Raw genomic sequence first — 16,705 nt, forward strand, 5'->3', positions numbered from 1 at the left:
GGGGGTGCCGCCGCTTCGCCGTGCGGCGGGCCGGTGAGCGCCCGAGAAATGGGCGCCGGAGGATGTGGCGTGGCGCACAGGGCCCCGCCGAGTGTGGTGTGGCACACATTGCTTCGTTTAATGCGCAAAGAAATTCCGGTGACGGCCCAGGGATTCACGTGGCGCCGGACGGACCGGGGTGCGGCCCACAGATCCCCACCCATGGACCGCACCCTCGGCTTACCCCCGTCGGGCACGGAGCCGCACCGCCGCCCACCGCCGCCGAACACACAAAGCCCCCCACGGCCTTCACGTGCTCATCCGGTGGGCACCGGATGCGTACCCGACGTCGTACAGCCTTTCGGGTGAAGCAGAACGGGGCGAGACGTTTCACTTCTGGCCGAAACCCCGTGGTGACCTCCTGTGACGGCCCGCATACCCTTTGGTGGGGGCAATTGCGGATGCAACAGGTGGGGGAGCAGTGCTGCGTATCCATGTGTCCGGGCTGGACCTTTCGCGGGTGCGGATGGCCACGAGGCCGGACGCCTTGTGGGAAACGATTCTCAGTTTTCATCGGCTCAGGGACCGACGGGCCTCGACGGTGTTCGGGAAATGGCGGGCGGAATCCCGGACCCGGTTGAATGGCGAAGTACACTTGCTGGCCGCGGTCGTTCCACCCCGCGGCTATTTCCCGGATTTCCTGACGCCCTCCCAGGAAGGCTCCGAGCCTTTCGCGCTGGACGTCGGAATGGAGGCCCTGCGGGACACCCCCGCCGACCGGGTCCGCCGGGAGCTGGAGCTGCTGGCGGCCGGACGGCAGCGGCAGCGGGCCGGGCATCCGGCCGGGCAGCGGGCGGCCGGGATACCGAGCGCGGCGCTGCCCGCCGCGATCCTGGAGGGCCGCGCCGAGCCGCTCGGCCGGTTGATCGGGGCCCTCCGCAGCTACCACCGAGCCGCCGTCGAGCCGTACTGGCCGCACATCCGGGCCAGCGTGGAGGCGGACCGGGCCGTCCGCGGGCGGGCCCTGCTGGACGGCGGAGCGGACGGGCTCCTGGCCACGCTGCCGCCGATGATCCGCTGGCGCGCGCCCGTCCTGGAGGCGGACTACCCGGTCGACCGGGATCTGTATCTCGACGGCAGGGGACTGCTGCTCCAGCCCTCGTTCTTCTGCCGGGGCACCGCCGTCGTCTACCGCGACCCGGCGCTCCCCCCGGTGCTCGTCTACCCGGTGACCCATCCCGGCGCCCCGGTCTACGCGGAGCCCGGCCCCTGGCTCGGCCGGCTGGTCGGACACACCCGTTCGGCCGTCCTGCAGGCCATCGGCAACGGCTGCACCACGAGCGAGCTCGCGCGCCGGGCCGGGGTCTCGTTGGCCTCGGCGAGCCAGCACGCCTCCGTGCTCCGCGAGGCGGGCCTGGTCCTCACCCTGCGCCACGGCAGCTCGGTGCTGCACACGCTCACCCCGCTCGGCGGCTCCCTGCTCCGCGGCGGAGCGCCGCTCGCCCTGCCCTGATCCGCCCCGGCGGGACCGGCCTCCCGCCCCGGCCCGGGCCCCGTCCCCGAGGACGCGGACGCACGCCCGGCCGCCGGCCGCGCCCCGCTCTGCGCAGGTCGGCGCAGACAGCGAAAATCTGTTCGGCGCACGGCGATGAGTTCCGGGCGGCCCCGCCGTCTACCCCTCGAAACGCCCGACGGATGACCGCCGGGCGACGGACGGGACGGAAAGAGGAAACGACCATGGCTCAGATGATCTTCGTGAACCTGCCGGTGGAGAACCTGGAGACGTCGAAGAGCTTCTTCGAGAAGCTCGGCTTCGCCTCCAACCCCCAGTTCAGCGACGACAAGACGGCGTGCGTGGTGATCAGCGACACCATCTGCGTCATGCTGCTGACTGAGCCGCGCTTCCGGGACTTCACCAAGAAGGACATCGCCGACGCGTCCAGGACGACCGAGGTCATCCTCGCCCTCAGCGCGGACAGCCGGGAAAAGGTCGACGAGATCGCCGACGCGGCGCTGGCGTCCGGCGGGTCCCCCGCCAACGACCCGCAGGAGACGGGCTTCATGTACGGCCGCTCCTTCCAGGACCCCGACCACCACATCTGGGAGGTCATCTGGATGGACCCGGCCGCCTTCGAGGCCCAGGCCCAGGGCCAGGCCCCGGCCTGAGCACCGGAACGCACGCCGGGCCGGCGCGGCACCCGCGCCGGCCGGCCCGCCGCACCGCGGTCAGCTCCGGAAGGGGCCCGTCACCTCGTACGTGATGCCCCCCGAGGAGCTTCCGCTCGTACCGCGCTGCGAGGAGAAGTACAGCCGGGTGCCGTCCGGCGAGAAGGCGGGCCCGGTGATCTCCGAACCGGACTGGCCGCCGATCCGCAGGAACGGCGCCACGGTGTCGTCGGGCGTGATCAGGCAGATCTCCATGTTCCCGCCGTCCTCCGCGATGTACAGGTCCCCGGACCCGGACCGGGTGACGTTGTCGACGCCGGTCAGCGGGGCCGAGCCGCCCGTCACCAGGGAGTCGTCGTAGGCCAGCGAGATCGACGAGCTGTCGGCGTCGTAGGCCCACACCCGGTTGTCGCCCTTGGTGGTGAACCAGCAGGTGCCCGCCGCGTAGAAGCAGCCCTCCCCGCCGTTGAACACCTTCGCCCCGGAGACCTGGTGGCGGGTCTGGGTGGAGGACGCGGCCGGGTCCGGCACGTTCGCCCAGCTCACCGACGTGGAGGTGCCGGAGCCCGCCACCAGCACCTGGAGGGCGCCGCGCGACAGGTCGCCCCAGACCGAGGGCCGGAAGCGGTAGAAGCGACCGTCGGACTCGTCCTCTGTGAGGTAGATGTAGCCGTGGTCCGGGTCGGCCGCCGCCGCCTCGTGCTTGAACCGGCCCAGCGCGGGCCGGCGCACCGCCGCGTTCACGCCCCACGGGTCGGTCTCGTACACATACCCCCGGGTGACCTCCTCGCAGGAGAGCCAGGTCTTCCACGGGGTGCTGCCGCCCGCGCAGTTGTTGTTGGTGTTGCCGAGGATGCGGTACGCGGACGTCACCGTCCCGGAGGAGTCGAACCGCACCGCGCTCGCCCCGCCCCCGCTGCTGGGCGACACCTCGGCGTTGGAGACGTAGATCCACCCCGAGCCGTCGGCGTACGTCGCCCCGCCGTCGGGCGCGCGGTGCCAGCGGTAGGAGGTGCCGGGCACGGTCTGCCCGGAACGGGCGATGACGCGGCTGCTGAAGCCGCGCGGCAGCCGGATGCCGTCGCTGTTGGCCGCCTGGAGGGCGCCGTACGGGCCGGTGGCCGGCTGGGCCGGGTCGGCGAAGGCCGCGCCCCGCCACAGCGTGCCGCCGAAGGCCGCGGCCGAGCCGCCGATCGCCGCGGTGCGCAAGAAGGTCCGACGTTCCACGATCACTCCACGGATGAGTGAGGGCCCACCGCCCCGGACGGGCCGGCGGGTCGCGCGTCAGGACTGTAGACGGGGGGAGTTGCCGAGGCGCCGATTTCAGATGAACGCCCGGTGGGCGTGTCCGGCCCCCCGCCCTCCCGGCCCGCACCGGGTCAGTCGACCCGTACGGCGAACACCGGCACCGTCGCCGCCTCGTCGTCCAGGCAGGCCCCGGTGGCCAGGTCGAACCGCTGCTTGAGCAGGGGCGAGGCCACGAACGGCCGCCCGCCGACGGAGCCGAGCAAGCCGCGCGAGAGGACGTACGCCCCGGTGAACGGGTCCCGGTTGCCGATCGCGTAGACCCGCCCGGCCCGGTCCGTGAACACGGCCGCCTGGTCCCCGTCCGGCAGCAGCACGGCGACGCCCCGGCCGGGGATCAGCGCCGATTCCCGGCAGGCCGTCAGCCACTGGTCCCCATGGGCGATCCGGATCGTCCGCGTCTTCACGCCCGTCGCCGGGGCGCTCCGCGGGGCGCCGCCGGTCGGCACGGCGGGGTCGGGGGTCATGACGGAGGCGGTGGTCATCACAGGGGTGGCAGTCATCACGATGCGGTCCCTTCGAGGGTACGGACGGCGAGCACCGGCCCGGCGAGCAGCTCCAGGTCCGGCTTGATCTGGTCGCGCTCCGGGACGAACCTCACCGAGGGGTCGGGGGCGTCGGGCGCGTTGACGAAGGTGACGAAACGGCGCAGCCGCTCCGGGTCGTTGATGGTCTCGGCCCACTCGTCGCGGTAGCCGGAGACATGCCCGGCCATCAGCCGCTCCAGCTCGTCGCAGAGTCCCAGCGAGTCGTGGACGACCACGTCCCGGACGTGTTCCAGGCCGCCGTCGATCCGCTCCAGCCAGGCCGAGGTGCGCTCCAGCCGGTCGGCGGTGCGGATGTAGAACATCAGGAACCGGTCGATGAGCCGGATCAGTTCGGCGTCCGAGAGGTCCTGTGCCAGGAGGTCGGCGTGGCGCGGGGTGGCCCCGCCGTTGCCGCCGACGTAGAGGTTCCAGCCCTGGGCGGTGGCGATGACGCCGAAGTCCTTGCCGCGGGCCTCCGCGCACTCGCGGGCGCAGCCGGAGACCGCCGACTTCAGCTTGTGCGGGGAGCGCAGTCCCCGGTAGCGCAGCTCCAGGTCGATCGCCATCCGCACCGAGTCCTGTACGCCGTAACGGCACCAGGTCTGCCCCACACAGGACTTGACCGTCCGCAACGACTTCCCGTACGCGTGGCCGGACTCGAAGCCCGCGTCCACCAGCCGGGCCCAGATCGGCGGAAGCTGGTCGACCCGGGCGCCGAAGAGGTCGATGCGCTGGCCACCGGTGATCTTCGTGTACAGCCCGAAGTCGCGGGCCACCTCACCGATCACGATGAGCTTCTCCGGGGTGATCTCACCGCCCGGTATGCGCGGCACGATGGAGTACGAGCCGTTGCGCTGGAGGTTGGCCAGGAAGTGGTCGTTGGTGTCCTGGAGCGCCGCCTGCTCGCCGTCCAGCACATAGCCGCTCGCGCCGACCGCGGGGGCGAGCGAGGCGATCACGGAGCCGACCGTCGGTTTGCAGACCTCGCAGCCGTCCCCGCCCCGCGCCTCCTCCCGGCCGTGCGAGTCGAGCAGCGCGGCGAACGAGGTCACCTCCAGGGTGCGGACGATCTCGTACAGCTCGCTGCGGCTGTACGGGAAGCAGCCGCACAGGCCCTGGTCCTCGGGCGCCGGCAGCAGCTGCCCGATCACCTTGAGGCAGCTGCCGCAGCCCGTACCGGCCTTGGTGCACTTCTTCACCTCCGGCAGGGTGGTGTGCTCGCAGACCGCGCCCTTGGTGACGTTGTGGCAGGAGCAGATCACCGCCTCGTCGGGCAGCGCGGAGGGGCCGAGCGCCACCGGGCCGCCCACCCCGGTCGGCAGCACCAGCTGTTCGGGGGCGACCGGCAGCACCGTGCCCGTCATCGGCCGCAGCGTGCCGTACTGGTCCGCGTCCCCCACCAGCACCCCGCCCAGCAGCGTGCCGTCCTGCCCGATCACCAGCTTCTTGTAGACCCCCGAGCGGGCGTCGGAGTACACCACGTCCAGGGAGCCGTCGGCCGCACCGTGCGCGTCGCCGAACGAGGCCACGTCCACACCGAGCAGCTTCAGCTTCGTCGACAGGTCGGCCCCCGTGAACCCGGCCTGCCCGCCCGCGATCACCCCGGCCACCGTCTCGGCCATCTCGTAACCCGGGGCCACCAGCCCGTACACCCGGCCGTCCGAGGCCAGCGCGCACTCGCCGATCGCGAAGACGTCGGGGTCCGACGTGCGGCACGCGTCGTCGACGACGACGCCACCGCGCTCGCCGACCGCCAGGCCGCACTCCCGGGCCAGTCGGTCGCGGGGCCGCACGCCCGCGGAGAAGACCACCAGATCGGTGGCGAGCGAGGAGCCGTCCGACAGCGTCATCCCCGTCACCGCGCCGTCCGCGCCGGTGGTGACCTCCTGCGTGCCGACCCCCGTGTGGACGGCGAGGCCCATGCCCTCGACGGTGCGCAGCAGGGCCGCGCCGCCGCCCTCGTCCACCTGGACCGGCATCAGCCGGGGCGCGAACTCCACCACGTGGGTGCGCAGTCCGAGGCCCTTCAGCGCCCCCGCCGCCTCCAGCCCGAGCAGCCCGCCGCCGACCACCGCACCGGTCGCCGCCCCCTTCGCGTACTCCTCGATCGCCAGCAGGTCCTCGATGGTCCGGTACACGAAGCACCCCCGGGCGTCCCGGCCCGGCACCGGCGGCACGAACGGGTACGACCCCGTGGCCAGCACCAGCGTGTCGTAGGCGAACACCGCCCCGGACCGCGCGGTCACCGTGCGCCCCGCCCGGTCGATGCTCTCGGCCGGGTCGCCGACGTACAGCTCGATGCCGTGCCGCGCCATGAAGTCCGGCTCCACCAGGGAGAGTTCCTCGGGGGTGCGCCCGGCGAAGTACGAGGTCAGCTGCACCCGGTCGTAGGCCGGCCGGGGCTCCTCGCAGAGCACGACGACCCGGGCCCCGCCCGCCGCCGGGGTCATCCCGCGTGCGGCCAGTGCCTCCAGGAACCGCTGACCGACCATGCCGTGCCCGACGACGACGATCGTCGGCGGGAAAGTGGCGCCAGGCGTGACGGCGCTGCGCGGGTCGAAGGTGGGCTCCGGCATCTCAGTGACCTTCCGTCGGCGTCCTCATGTCCCTGAGCTTGCGCGGGGGGTGTTACCCGGCCGCATCCCTCCTGTTTCCCGGGCGGAACCTTGCGCTCAGCACCCGGGCCCGGTCCCTGTGAGGGAGCTGCGGAGCGCCGGAGCGTCCTCTGTGAGGCCCACCGGACCGCCGGAACGGCGCCGGGGGCCTGCGGGGCCCGGGCTTCCCGGCCGTCCTGCCCTGGGCCACGCCCGGGCCAGGAGGGCCGGGGCCCGGCAGGGGACCGTCTCTACACATGGGTAGAGGCATAGAGTTGCCCCGGTCGGCGGGGTGGCCGAGAGCCCTGGCACCGGCCGAAGTCGTCTTGAGCCCCGCCCCCCTGGAAGAGGAGTCACCGCTTGTCCGCCACACCGACGGGCCCTTCGGGGCGCCGTGCCCGGCCGTTTCGCCCGCCACCTCCTGAGCACGGCCGGTGGCGGGGTGGTGTCGGATGAGCGCCGTGGAAGCCTGGCTCGGTGTGCTGGCCGTGTTCGCGCTGACCGCGGGCACCGGCTACTTCGTCGCCCAGGAGTTCGCCTACGTCTCCGCCGACCGGCTCGCCCTGGCGCGCGAAGCCGACGCGGGCGACCGGAAGGCCGCCCGCGCGCTGAAGGTGCTGGAGCGGTTGTCGTTCATGCTCTCGGGTGCTCAGCTCGGCATCACGGTGACGGGTCTGGTCGTCGGTTTTCTCGCCGAGCCGTCCGTCTCCGCCCTGCTCCGACCGGTCCTCCCGGGCCTCGGCATCCCCGACGCCGCCGTCACCGGACTCTCCGTCGTGCTCGCCTTCGTCCTGGCCACGGTCGTCCAGATGGTGCTGGGCGAACTGGCCCCGAAGAACCTCGCCATCGCCGTACCGGAACGGCTGGCGAAGTCACTGGCCGCCTCCACGCTGGCGTACCTGAGGGTTGTCGGCCCGGCGGTCCGGATCTTCGACGGCGCGGCGAACAAGCTGCTGCGCAGGATCGGCATCGAGCCGGTCGAGGAACTGCACCACGGCGCCACCCTGGAGGAGCTGGGCCACCTGATCGGCGAGTCGCACGAACAGGGGCAGCTGCCGCGCGGCACCGCAGAGCTGATCGACCACGCACTGGAGTTCTCCGAGCGGACGCTGCACGCGGTGATGGTGCCGCGGGTCGACGCGGTCTTCGCCCGCAAGGACGCCACCGCCGCCGAGGCCGTCGACCTCGTCGCCGCGCACGGCCACTCCAACTACCCCGTGCTCGGCGACCACCCCGACGACGTCGCGGGCGTGCTGGGCGTGCGGGAGCTGATGGCCCTCCCCGCCGGCCGGCTCGCCTCCACCACGGCCGGTGCGGTGGCCCGGGAGCCGCTGCTGCTGCCGGAGACGCTGCCGCTGCCGGCCGCCGTGGAGCGGATGCGGGAGCGGGACGACGAGTTCGCCGTCGTCCTCGACGAGCACGGCGGTGTGGCAGGCGTCGTCACCTACGAGGACGTCGCAGAGGAACTCGTGGGCGACATCGCCGATGAGTCGGACACCGTCACCGAGGTCGCCGTCGCGGACGGAGCCGGCTGGCTGGTGGACGCCGGACGCCGCCTGGACGAGGTCGCGGAGGTCACCGGCGTCGAGCTGCCGGAGGAGGAGGACTACGACACCGTGGCAGGCCTGATCGTCGACCGGCTCGGCCGCTTCCCGGCCATCGGCGACCACCTCACCGTGGCGCTGCCCGACGGCGACGTGGCGATCGACGTACGCACCCTCGACCGGCACGTACCGGAGCTGGTCCGGATCGTGCGGACGGCCCGGAAGACGGAGGACCAGGCATGAGTTTCCCGATGGCGCTCTTCGTCACCGTTCTCCTGCTCGTCGGCAGCGGGTTCTTCGTGGCGGCAGAGTTCGCTCTGGTCGCGGCCAAACGGCACCGGATGGAGAGGGCCGTGGCCGACGGACGGCGCGGGGCCAAGGCGGCGCTGGCCGGCATGCGCGAGCTCTCGCTGATGCTGGCCGGCGCTCAGCTCGGCATCACGGTGTGCACCCTGGGCCTCGGTTCGGTGTCCAAACCCGCGATCTCCCACGAACTCGACCCGCTCCTGCGCGAACTGGGCCTGCCCACCGCACTCAGCTACGGCGTGGCCTTCGCCGTGGCGATGACCGTGGTCGTGTTCCTGCACATGGTCCTGGGCGAGATGGCGCCCAAGTCCTGGGCCATCGCCCACCCCGAACGATCCGCGATGCTCCTCTCTCCGCCCTTCCGGGCGCTCGTGAGGACCGTACGCCCGCTCATCCGGGTCCTCGACAAGGTCAGCAACGCCCTGGTCCGGCTGTGCCGGGTCAGCCCGCGCGACGAGCTGGCTTCCGTCCACAACCGCGATCAACTCGCCCACCTGGTGGCGGAGTCCGAACGGCTCGGCCTGATCACCGAGACCGACTCCGAGTTGCTGACCCGTTCGCTGACCGAGCCGGAGACCCCGGTGCGCGACCTCACGACCCCGGCCGCCGCCATCACCGCGGTCGAAGCCGACGCCGAGGCGGAGCAGATCCTCGGCCTCGCCGTCGCCAGCGGCCGCACGCGGCTGCTGGTCCGGGACAACGGCGACGTGCTCGGCTCGGTGCACGCCCGTGACGTTCTGGTCGCCCGGGCGCAAGGCCGGCCCACCAGCGCCCGCGCCCTGGCACGACCCGTGCCGGAACTGGCCGAGGACGCCACGGTGGCCGAGGCGATCGAGGTGCTGCGCCGACGCCGCGCCACGCTCGCGGTGGTGCGCGACGGCACCGGCTCCCTCGCCGGCATGGTGAGCCTGGACGACCTGCTGGCCCGCTACCTGCAACCCCAGGAGGCGTGAGCCCCGCCGTCCGCCGAGCGCCCCGGCGCCGCGTGCGGCGGGCGCGCCGATGCCACGTCCGGGGCGCGGGCCGTGTGCGGCGGGATTTTCGTGGTACGAGACAGCCGACCGCGGCCCCCACCGCCCCGCACCGAAGAAAGGCCTCCATGCTCGCATCACTGACCACCGTGTGGCCTCTCGGCGTGAGCATCGGGGTCTTCCTGCTGGCCACGGCCGTCACCGTGGTGTGCAGCGTCCGGCTCGCAGGGCTGGGGGACACCCTGGCCGACCGGACGGGCTGGGGAGAAGCGCTGTTCGGCGCGGTGCTGTTCGGCCTCGTGACCTCCCTCTCGGGCATCGTGATGACCGCGGTCAGCGCCGCCGCGGACCAGCCCGGCCTCGCGTACAGCAACGCCGTGGGAGGCATCGCGGCGCAGACCCTGGCGCTCGTCGTCGCCGACGCCTTCCTGCGGAGGATCAACCTCGAACACGCCGCCGCGTCGCTGTCCAACATGCTGTTCGGCTGCCTGCTGATCGGCCTGCTGGGCATCGCCCTGATGGCGACGTTCAGCCCCTCGGTCACTTTTCTGGGCGTGCACCCGGCGTCGGTGGTGATGGCGGCCTTCTACATCGGCGGTCTCCGGCTCATCCGCTCCCACAGCGAACCCCTGTGGCGCGCGGTGCCCACCAAGGAGACGCTTCCCGATGTCGCGAGCGAGGAGACCGAGGATTTCGCCGGCCACCGGACCTCGCGGCTGTGGGCCGAGTTCGCGGCGGTGGCCGGCATCGTCATGGTCGGCGGCTGGGCGGTCGCCCGCGCGGCGGAGAGCATCGTGGAGAACACCGGCCTGAACGCCGGCCTCGTCGGGGCCGTGTTCATGGGGCTCGTCAACGCCCTCCCGGAGACGGTCACCTCCGTCGCGGCCGTCCGGCGCGGCGCCGTCACGCTGGCCGTCGCCGCCGTCATCGGCGGGAACTGCCTGGACGCGCTCAACCTCGTCGTCGGTGACATCGCCTACCGGGGCGGGTCCCTGTTCCACGCGGCCGAGCGGCCGGAACTGTTCCTCACCAGCGGTGCGCTGGTCATGACGGTAGTCCTGCTCGGTGGTCTCCTCGTCCGTCAGAAGCGCGGCTGGCTCAAGATCGGCTTCGACGGCGTCCTGCTGGTCCTCGTCTACGCGAGCACCGTCGCCGTGCTGGCGTACTGACGCCCGGGCTGCGGCAGTCGGACGGCACGGCACGGGCGTACGGCACGCGCAGCCCCGGAACGCCCACGCCCCGGGGCCCCTGGGCGGCCGGCCCGGCGCGGGAGGCGCAGGGCGGCGCCGAGGGCCGGGCCGGGGGAGCCGACGACGGCCACCGGCAGGCGCGGGAAGCCGGGCGCGACGTCGGCGCCCAGCCCTCGGCGGCGGCGAGCGGACCGGGGGCGGCCCGGGAGCGGCACGCGGCCGCCGGCGCAGCGCCCGGACGCCGCCGCGCCCCTCTTCGCCCGGCCGCACACGGCGGGCGACCTGCCGGGATCGGCTGCCGAAGGGCGTCCGGGGCTGACCGCATAGGCTCGGCGGGTGCACGAGATATCGCTGACCACTCTGGTCCTCCTCTGCCTCGCCGCGGCCGCGGCCGGCTGGATCGACGCCGTCGTGGGCGGGGGCGGCCTGCTGCTCCTGCCCGCGCTCCTGCTCGGTCTGCCGCACGTGTCGGCCGCCCACGCCCTCGGCACCAACAAGGCCGTCGCGATCGTGGGCACCTCGGGCGCGGCGGTGGCCTACGTGCGCAAGGCCCCGGTACGGGTGGGGCTGGCGGTACGGGTCGGGTTGACAGCGCTCGCCGGGTCGATGGCCGGGGCGTTCTTCGCCGCCGGGATCAGCAGCGAGGTGCTCCGCCCGGTGATCATGGTCGTGCTGCTGGGAGTCGCGGCCTTCGTCCTGCTGCGCCCCTCCTTCGGCACGGACGCCTCGGGCGACGACGCCGGCCGGCCCGTCACCCGGGCCCGGGTCGTCACGGCGGTCGTGCTCGTCGGCGGCGGGATCGGCTTCTACGACGGCCTGTTCGGTCCCGGCACCGGCACCTTCCTGGTGCTGGCCCTGTCCGCCGTGCTCCATCTCGACCTGGTCACCGCGTCGGCCACCGCCAAGATCGTCAACGTGTGCACGAACGCGGGGGCGCTGGCCATGTTCGCGTACCAGGGCACGGTGCTGTGGCAGTTGGCGGCCCTGATGGCGCTCTTCAACCTCGCGGGCGGGCTGATCGGGGCCAAGATGGCGCTGAGCCGGGGCAGCGGTTTCGTCCGGGTGGTGCTGTTGACCGTGGTGTTCTCGCTGGTCGCCAAGCTCGGCTTCGACCAGTGGCGGGCCTGAGCCCGGGGCCCGGCCGGGCCGTGCCGCGGGCGCGGGGGAGCCGGTTCAGCGCACGTCGGTGAGGTGCGCGTACGCCACCACGTTGCCCTGGTAGCCGGTCTCCTCCGAGAAGCCGCCGCCGCAGGTGATCAGCCGCAGCGACGCGTGCGGCGATGCGCCGTAGACCCGCTGGTCGGGGAAGTCGTCGTTGTCGTAGACCTCGATGGCGTCGATGGAGAAGACGGCCGTGCGCCCGTCCTTGCGGACCACCTCGACCCGGGTGCCCTTGGCCAGGGCCCCCAAGGCGTAGAAGACGGACGGCCCCTCGGCGTTGTCCACGTGCCCGGCGACGATGGCGGTGCCCCGCGCGCCGGGCGGCACCCCGTCCGCGTACCAGCCGGCGAGGTTGCGGTCCTCGTCCGGAGGCACGTCCAGGCTCCCGTCGGCGGCCAGCCCCAGCCGGGTCATCGGCGCGTCCACCTCGATGTCGGGGATGCGGATGCGGACCGGTTCGGAGGAGGGGAGCGGCGTGGCGACGGGGGAGCCGGGCTGGAGCTGGGGCCCGGCGGCGAAGGCCTGGGCGCGGGAGGGCTGCGGGGGGATCACCTGCGCGCCGGAGCCGTTCTGGACGAGCCAGATGCCGCACAGCACGGCGATGGCCACCAGCCAGGCCTTGGCCTTCTGCGTGCTCTGGGACACGTCGTCGTCCTTGGTGGGTCGTCCTCGACGAGATCTCGGGGGTGCGGGCGGGCCGGGGGGCCGGGCTGTGCCGTGCGCCTCGGGGGAGAGGGGCCGGCCCGGCCGCCCGTCGCGGGCGGCGGGCCGTGGTGCGTGCCCGGCGGCTGCGGCGGGGCGGGCGGGGCGCGCTCGGGGACGCGCCCCGCCCGGTCGGTGGGGAAGCGGCGGACCTGCTCCCGGGGTGTGGCCGGCGCCGTCGGGCCCGAGCCCGCGGGGCCGGGGAGGGTCAGCTTCCTTCGGCGCCCGCGGACCGGCGGCGCATCAGCCACAGCCCCCCGGCGGCCGCTGTGCCGATGACGCCGGCGCCGAGCGCGATCCGGGTGGAGTCGGGCTCGACGCTGCCGCCCACTCCGGTCCGTACGTGTCCGGACGGGCGCTCGTGGTCGGGCTTCTCGTGCTTGCCGCCGCCGATCACCTCGAGGTCGCCGACCGCGTCCTTGCCGTTGTCGCAGGAGACGATGATCTCGTAGGTGCCGGGCCGGGTGTCGCGGGCCACGGTGAACTGGCCGACCACGACTTCCTTGTGGGTGCCGGGGCGCACCTCGAAGTCCCCGGCCCCCACGGAGTTCGCGTCGCCGATGCCCACCCCCTTGGGGCCGCAGGCGGTGGTGTTCACGGTGACGGTGGCCCCGGGGGCCGCGGTCGCCGGGGTGATCTCCAGTCGGCCGAATTCCCCTGCGTACGCGGACGGGGCGGCGGTCGTGAGACCGACCGCGAGGACGGTGAACGCGGTACCGGTCACGAGGCGGGCAGGACTGCGCATGGGGTTCCTCCGGCAGACGGCGCGAGCAGGTGTGTCCTGTCCCCGAGACAACGGGGAAGGGGCCGCCCGCGCCTCCTGACGCCACGTCACCTGTCACCCGTACGGGCCTGGCGCGCAGCCCGCCCGGCAGGTCTCACCGCAGGTCAGGGCTGCGTGGCGGGGCCGGCCGGCCTACGTCGCCCGGCGTGGCGCCGATCGGGTGAGAGGGCGCCGGGACGGGGTGATGTGAAGTGTGACGCAGGTCACATGCATGGCGGCGAGGGTCGGGGGCACATGGATGTCACCCCCCCCACGGGACGGATTCCCGCCCCCCTGGCCCCGCCCCCGTCGGACCACCCCCCGGTCCGACGGGGGCGGCGCCGCTTCTGCCCCCGGCGGTCGCGGGCCCGGCGCCGGACCGGTCGGGCGACCGTCAGCGGCTGCCGCCTGCCGACCGCTGTCCGCCGCCTGCCGGGCACTGCCTACCGCGTGGCGCTCCAGGCGATCCGGGGCGGGCGCACCCGGCCGCACAGTGGCTGCCCCTTGGCGTCGGTGAGCCCGAGCCGTCCGGTGAGATGCCCCGAGCGGACGGCGGCTTCGAGGACGTCCGGCTCGATGTCGCCGAACATCAGCTTGGCGCGCCGGAACATGGTGAAGAGGCCGGAGCCGTCCACCGTCCCCCACGAGAGATAGACGAACCGCCCGCCCAGCCGGTTCTGGACGTACGGCCCCGACACCGCGACGCCTTCCGCCGTCGCGGTGGCCGTGCAGTCGAGAGTCCACCCGGCGGACGGGGCGTCCGCCGGGTGCGGGTCGAGCAGTTCGCCGGGCCGGTCCTTGCGCTGGACGCCGACATGGATGTCAGTGAACCCGGGGAAGTCGGTGTCCGGGCCGCAGGTGCGGCCGGGGAGCGCTGAGGCCTCGATGTGGATCTGCATACCCCCATCGTCCTGCACGGAAGGCCGAAGGCGCGGGCAGGCCGGAGGCAGGAGGCGGCCCGCCCGCCGATGGCTCCGCCCGACCTCAGACGGTGTCCCGGGGGGCGCTCTCGTACGCCGCCTCCAAGCGTGCCATCAGGCGCTCGTCGACCGGGAACGGTGTGCCGTCGATCCGCCGCACGGGCGCGATGTCCTGCGAGTTGCAGACGAAGGCGGCCCGGTAGCGGCCCACCCCGTCCGGACCGTCCAGCGTCACCGGGCGGCGAACCGACGGCTGTCCGGCCCGTGCGAGGCCGTCCTCCAGCAGCGCCATCGTGGTGCCGTGGAGCGCCGGGGCGTCGGGCCACACGACCGAGGTCCCGTCCCAGAAACCGATGTTGGCGACCGCGCCCTCGGCGACCACCCCGCCCGGCGCGGTCAGCAGTGCCTCGTCGAAGCCCGCCCGCCCGGCCAGCAGTCCGTAGTACGTCTGCCCGAACTCGCCCGGCCGCTTGATGTGCGGGGCCGTGCGCGTGTACGGCACCGGCATCAGGCTCCGTGCCCCGGGCGCCGGGGCGGCGGGTTCGCCGACCGTCACCATCACGGTCGTGCGCGTCGCGCCGCCCGGCAGGAGCCCGCTGACCCGCACCGAGGCGTCCCGCCGCCCCGCTCCGTCCAGGGCGTGGCGGATCAGCTCCCGTACCCGGTCGCCGTCCAGGGGCTCCTCGAACAACTCCCGGTTGGCCGCGTCCAGACGGGCGAGGTGCAGCCCCAGCCCCCGCACCTTCGCGCCCCTGACCTGCATGGCCGTGAAGTGACCGAACCCCTGGAAGGCGGGGACGCGCAGGTCTTCCGCGGTGGCCGGGCGGCCGTCGAACTCGACGTGGGGGGAGGGCGGGCGCATCGTCATCCGGCCACCGTAGGACCTGTCGGCCGGGGGCGCGGGCACCGGGCTTGACCTCAACCAAGGTTGAGGCTGAAAAGTACACGCCATGAACACCACAGCCGCTTCCACGGCCACCACGACGTCCTCCGCCCCCTCCGACCACGACGCCCCCCTCAAGGTGGCCGTCATCCTCGGCAGCAACCGCACGGGCCGCTTCGGACCGGTCGTCGCCGACTGGTTCCTGTCCCGCGCCGCGGGCCACCCGGGAATCGAGACCGATCTGATCGACGTCGTCGAGGCCGACCTCCCGGCCGCCCTGTCCTTCAGCCCCGGCCCCGAGGACGCGGCGCGGATCGAGGCGGTCTCCGCCCGGCTGGCGGCGGCGGACGCCTTCGTCGTCGTCACCCCCGAGTACAACCACTCCTACCCCGCCCCGCTGAAGAGCCTGATCGACTGGCACCGTGAGGAATGGCAGGCCAAGCCCGTCGCGTTCGTCTCCTACGGCGGCATCTCCGGTGGGTTGCGCGCCGTCGAGCACCTCCGCCAGGTCTTCGCGGAACAGCACACCGTCACCATCCGCGACACCGTCTCCTTCCACCATGCCGGCGCGCTCTTCGACGACACGGGACGCCACCGGGACCCGGCGTCCGCCGACGCGGCGGCCAAGTCGCTCCTGGACCAGCTGGTGTGGTGGGGGTCCGCCCTGCGCCAGGCCCGGAATCTCCGTCCGTACGGCGCCTGACCCGCTCCGGGCCGACAATCGGGTCAGGGGCAGGAGCCCGCCGTACTCCGAGGAGACCTGCGATGACAGCGCCGCCGGCATGGCTGACCGTACTGACCACGACCGACAGCGAGGAGAAGGCCCACGCGCTGGCCCGGTCGGCGGTGGAGGCGAGGCTGGCGGCCTGCGCGCAGATCTCCGCCCCCGTCACCTCGGTCTACCGGTGGCAGAACGCCATCGAGTCGAGCGAGGAGTGGCAGGTCTTCTTCAAGACGACGGCGGAGCGCTACGACGAACTGGAGGAGTGCCTCCAGCGGGAGCACGACTACGACACGCCGGAGATCATCGCCCTGCCGGTGATCCGCGGCAGCGCCCGCTACCTCGGCTGGGTGACGGCGGAGACGGCCCCCGCAGCCGCCCTGTGACAGCGGCCATGAGCACGCCGGACCCCGGCGGACCGCCCGCCGCCGAACGGCCCTTCTTCGTGTACGGGACGCTGCTCCCCGGCGAGCCCAACCACGACCTGTTCCTCCGGGGCCGTACGGCGGGGGAGCGGCCGGCCGTACTGCCCCGGGCGCTCCTCTTCGACGGCCCCGGCTATCCGTACGCGATCGACGGCCACGGCCGCGTCCACGGCACGCTGCTCACGGCGGCGCCGGGGGTGTACGGGGAACTGCTCGGGCTCCTGGACCATCTGGAGGAGTTCCTCGGCCCGGGCCACCCGCGCAACCTCTACGAGCGCGTGGTCCGCGAAGTCGAGCTCCCGGGCGCGGCGGAGAGCGGACCGGGCGGAGCGGGCGGGACGAGCACGCGGGCCGGGGCGGGCGGGCCGGGCCCCGGGGGCGGAGTGCAGGCCTGGGTCTACCTCGCCGCGGCCGCTGTCACCCGCTCGCTGCGCACGGGCGGGGTCCTCATCCCCGGCGGGCGGTGGAACGCCGGGGACACGCCGGGCGGCCCGAGCACGCCGTGACGGGGGCGCCGACCGTCACGGCAGTGACCGGCCCCGCGCAGG

Annotated in this window: 16 protein-coding genes; 9 read left to right on the forward strand and 7 right to left on the reverse strand. The window is 73.6% G+C overall.

The genetic code is table 11. The annotated features are described in order from the left end of the window. Positions 1-460 precede the first annotated feature (460 nt). Positions 461-1,492 carry an ArsR/SmtB family transcription factor gene (locus V9U70_RS10765; protein WP_336674285.1) on the forward strand — a complete coding sequence of 344 codons (1,032 nt, stop codon included), beginning with the start codon at positions 461-463 and terminating at the stop codon, positions 1,490-1,492. Between the two features lie 224 nt (positions 1,493-1,716). Then, positions 1,717-2,145, forward strand: coding sequence for a VOC family protein (locus V9U70_RS10770; protein WP_336674286.1), 429 nt, complete (start codon positions 1,717-1,719; stop codon positions 2,143-2,145). Between the two features lie 60 nt (positions 2,146-2,205). Here the strand turns inward: V9U70_RS10770 and V9U70_RS10775 are convergent, their stop codons facing one another. From V9U70_RS10775 to nirB, 3 genes are all read right to left on the reverse strand, one after another. After that, positions 2,206-3,372, reverse strand: coding sequence for an alkaline phosphatase PhoX (locus tag V9U70_RS10775; RefSeq protein WP_336674287.1), 1,167 nt, complete (start codon positions 3,370-3,372; stop codon positions 2,206-2,208). Positions 3,373-3,524: 152 nt separating this feature from the next. Beyond that, positions 3,525-3,917, reverse strand: a complete 393-nt coding sequence (gene nirD / locus V9U70_RS10780) for a nitrite reductase small subunit NirD (protein ID WP_419723965.1) — start codon at positions 3,915-3,917, stop codon at positions 3,525-3,527. 35 nt (positions 3,918-3,952) lie between these two features. Beyond that, positions 3,953-6,553, reverse strand: coding sequence for a nitrite reductase large subunit NirB (gene nirB, locus V9U70_RS10785; RefSeq protein WP_336674289.1), 2,601 nt, complete (start codon positions 6,551-6,553; stop codon positions 3,953-3,955). A gap of 470 nt (positions 6,554-7,023) precedes the next feature. Here nirB and V9U70_RS10790 point away from each other — a divergent pair, with 470 nt between their 5' ends. The 4 genes from V9U70_RS10790 (at position 7,024) to V9U70_RS10805 (ending at position 11,710) form a co-directional block, all read left to right on the forward strand. Further along, on the forward strand, positions 7,024-8,358 hold the full coding sequence (locus tag V9U70_RS10790; RefSeq protein ID WP_336674290.1) for a hemolysin family protein: 1,335 nt from the start codon (positions 7,024-7,026) through the stop codon (positions 8,356-8,358). After that, entirely contained in the window at positions 8,355-9,374 is a 1,020-nt protein-coding gene (locus V9U70_RS10795; RefSeq protein ID WP_336674291.1) for a hemolysin family protein, read from the forward strand. The genes V9U70_RS10790 and V9U70_RS10795 overlap by 4 nt, the downstream gene beginning before the upstream one ends. A gap of 146 nt (positions 9,375-9,520) precedes the next feature. Further along, positions 9,521-10,561 (forward strand): sodium:calcium antiporter, encoded by a 1,041-nt coding sequence (locus tag V9U70_RS10800; RefSeq protein WP_336674292.1) that lies wholly within the window; start codon positions 9,521-9,523, stop codon positions 10,559-10,561. Positions 10,562-10,918: 357 nt separating this feature from the next. Continuing rightward, complete coding sequence (locus V9U70_RS10805) at positions 10,919-11,710, forward strand: sulfite exporter TauE/SafE family protein (RefSeq protein WP_336674293.1); 792 nt, start codon at positions 10,919-10,921, stop codon at positions 11,708-11,710. 45 nt (positions 11,711-11,755) lie between these two features. Here the strand turns inward: V9U70_RS10805 and V9U70_RS10810 are convergent, their stop codons facing one another. The 4 genes from V9U70_RS10810 to V9U70_RS10825 form a co-directional block, all read right to left on the reverse strand. Next, positions 11,756-12,388: a class F sortase gene (locus V9U70_RS10810; protein WP_336674294.1), complete on the reverse strand. Its 633-nt coding sequence runs from the start codon at positions 12,386-12,388 to the stop codon at positions 11,756-11,758. Positions 12,389-12,653: 265 nt separating this feature from the next. Further along, on the reverse strand, positions 12,654-13,190 hold the full coding sequence (locus tag V9U70_RS10815; RefSeq protein ID WP_336674295.1) for a hypothetical protein: 537 nt from the start codon (positions 13,188-13,190) through the stop codon (positions 12,654-12,656). A 461-nt stretch (positions 13,191-13,651) separates the two neighbouring features. Continuing rightward, positions 13,652-14,107, reverse strand: coding sequence for a DUF5990 family protein (locus V9U70_RS10820; protein WP_336674296.1), 456 nt, complete (start codon positions 14,105-14,107; stop codon positions 13,652-13,654). 85 nt (positions 14,108-14,192) lie between these two features. Further along, positions 14,193-14,996, reverse strand: coding sequence for an aminotransferase class IV family protein (locus V9U70_RS10825; protein WP_336674297.1), 804 nt, complete (start codon positions 14,994-14,996; stop codon positions 14,193-14,195). Positions 14,997-15,078: 82 nt separating this feature from the next. Between V9U70_RS10825 and V9U70_RS10830 the strand changes: the two genes are divergently transcribed. From V9U70_RS10830 to V9U70_RS10840, 3 genes are all read left to right on the forward strand, one after another. Then, positions 15,079-15,714 carry an NADPH-dependent FMN reductase gene (locus V9U70_RS10830; protein ID WP_336674298.1) on the forward strand — a complete coding sequence of 212 codons (636 nt, stop codon included), beginning with the start codon at positions 15,079-15,081 and terminating at the stop codon, positions 15,712-15,714. A 62-nt stretch (positions 15,715-15,776) separates the two neighbouring features. Next, on the forward strand, positions 15,777-16,118 hold the full coding sequence (cutA, locus tag V9U70_RS10835; RefSeq protein WP_336674299.1) for a divalent-cation tolerance protein CutA: 342 nt from the start codon (positions 15,777-15,779) through the stop codon (positions 16,116-16,118). Between the two features lie 8 nt (positions 16,119-16,126). After that, entirely contained in the window at positions 16,127-16,663 is a 537-nt protein-coding gene (locus V9U70_RS10840) for a gamma-glutamylcyclotransferase family protein (RefSeq protein WP_336674300.1), read from the forward strand. The last annotated feature ends 42 nt before the right edge of the window (positions 16,664-16,705 follow it).

Origin of the sequence: Streptomyces pratensis, from assembly GCF_037137275.1 — a bacterium.
GTDB classification, from domain to species: Bacteria; Actinomycetota; Actinomycetes; order Streptomycetales; family Streptomycetaceae; genus Streptomyces; species Streptomyces pratensis_B.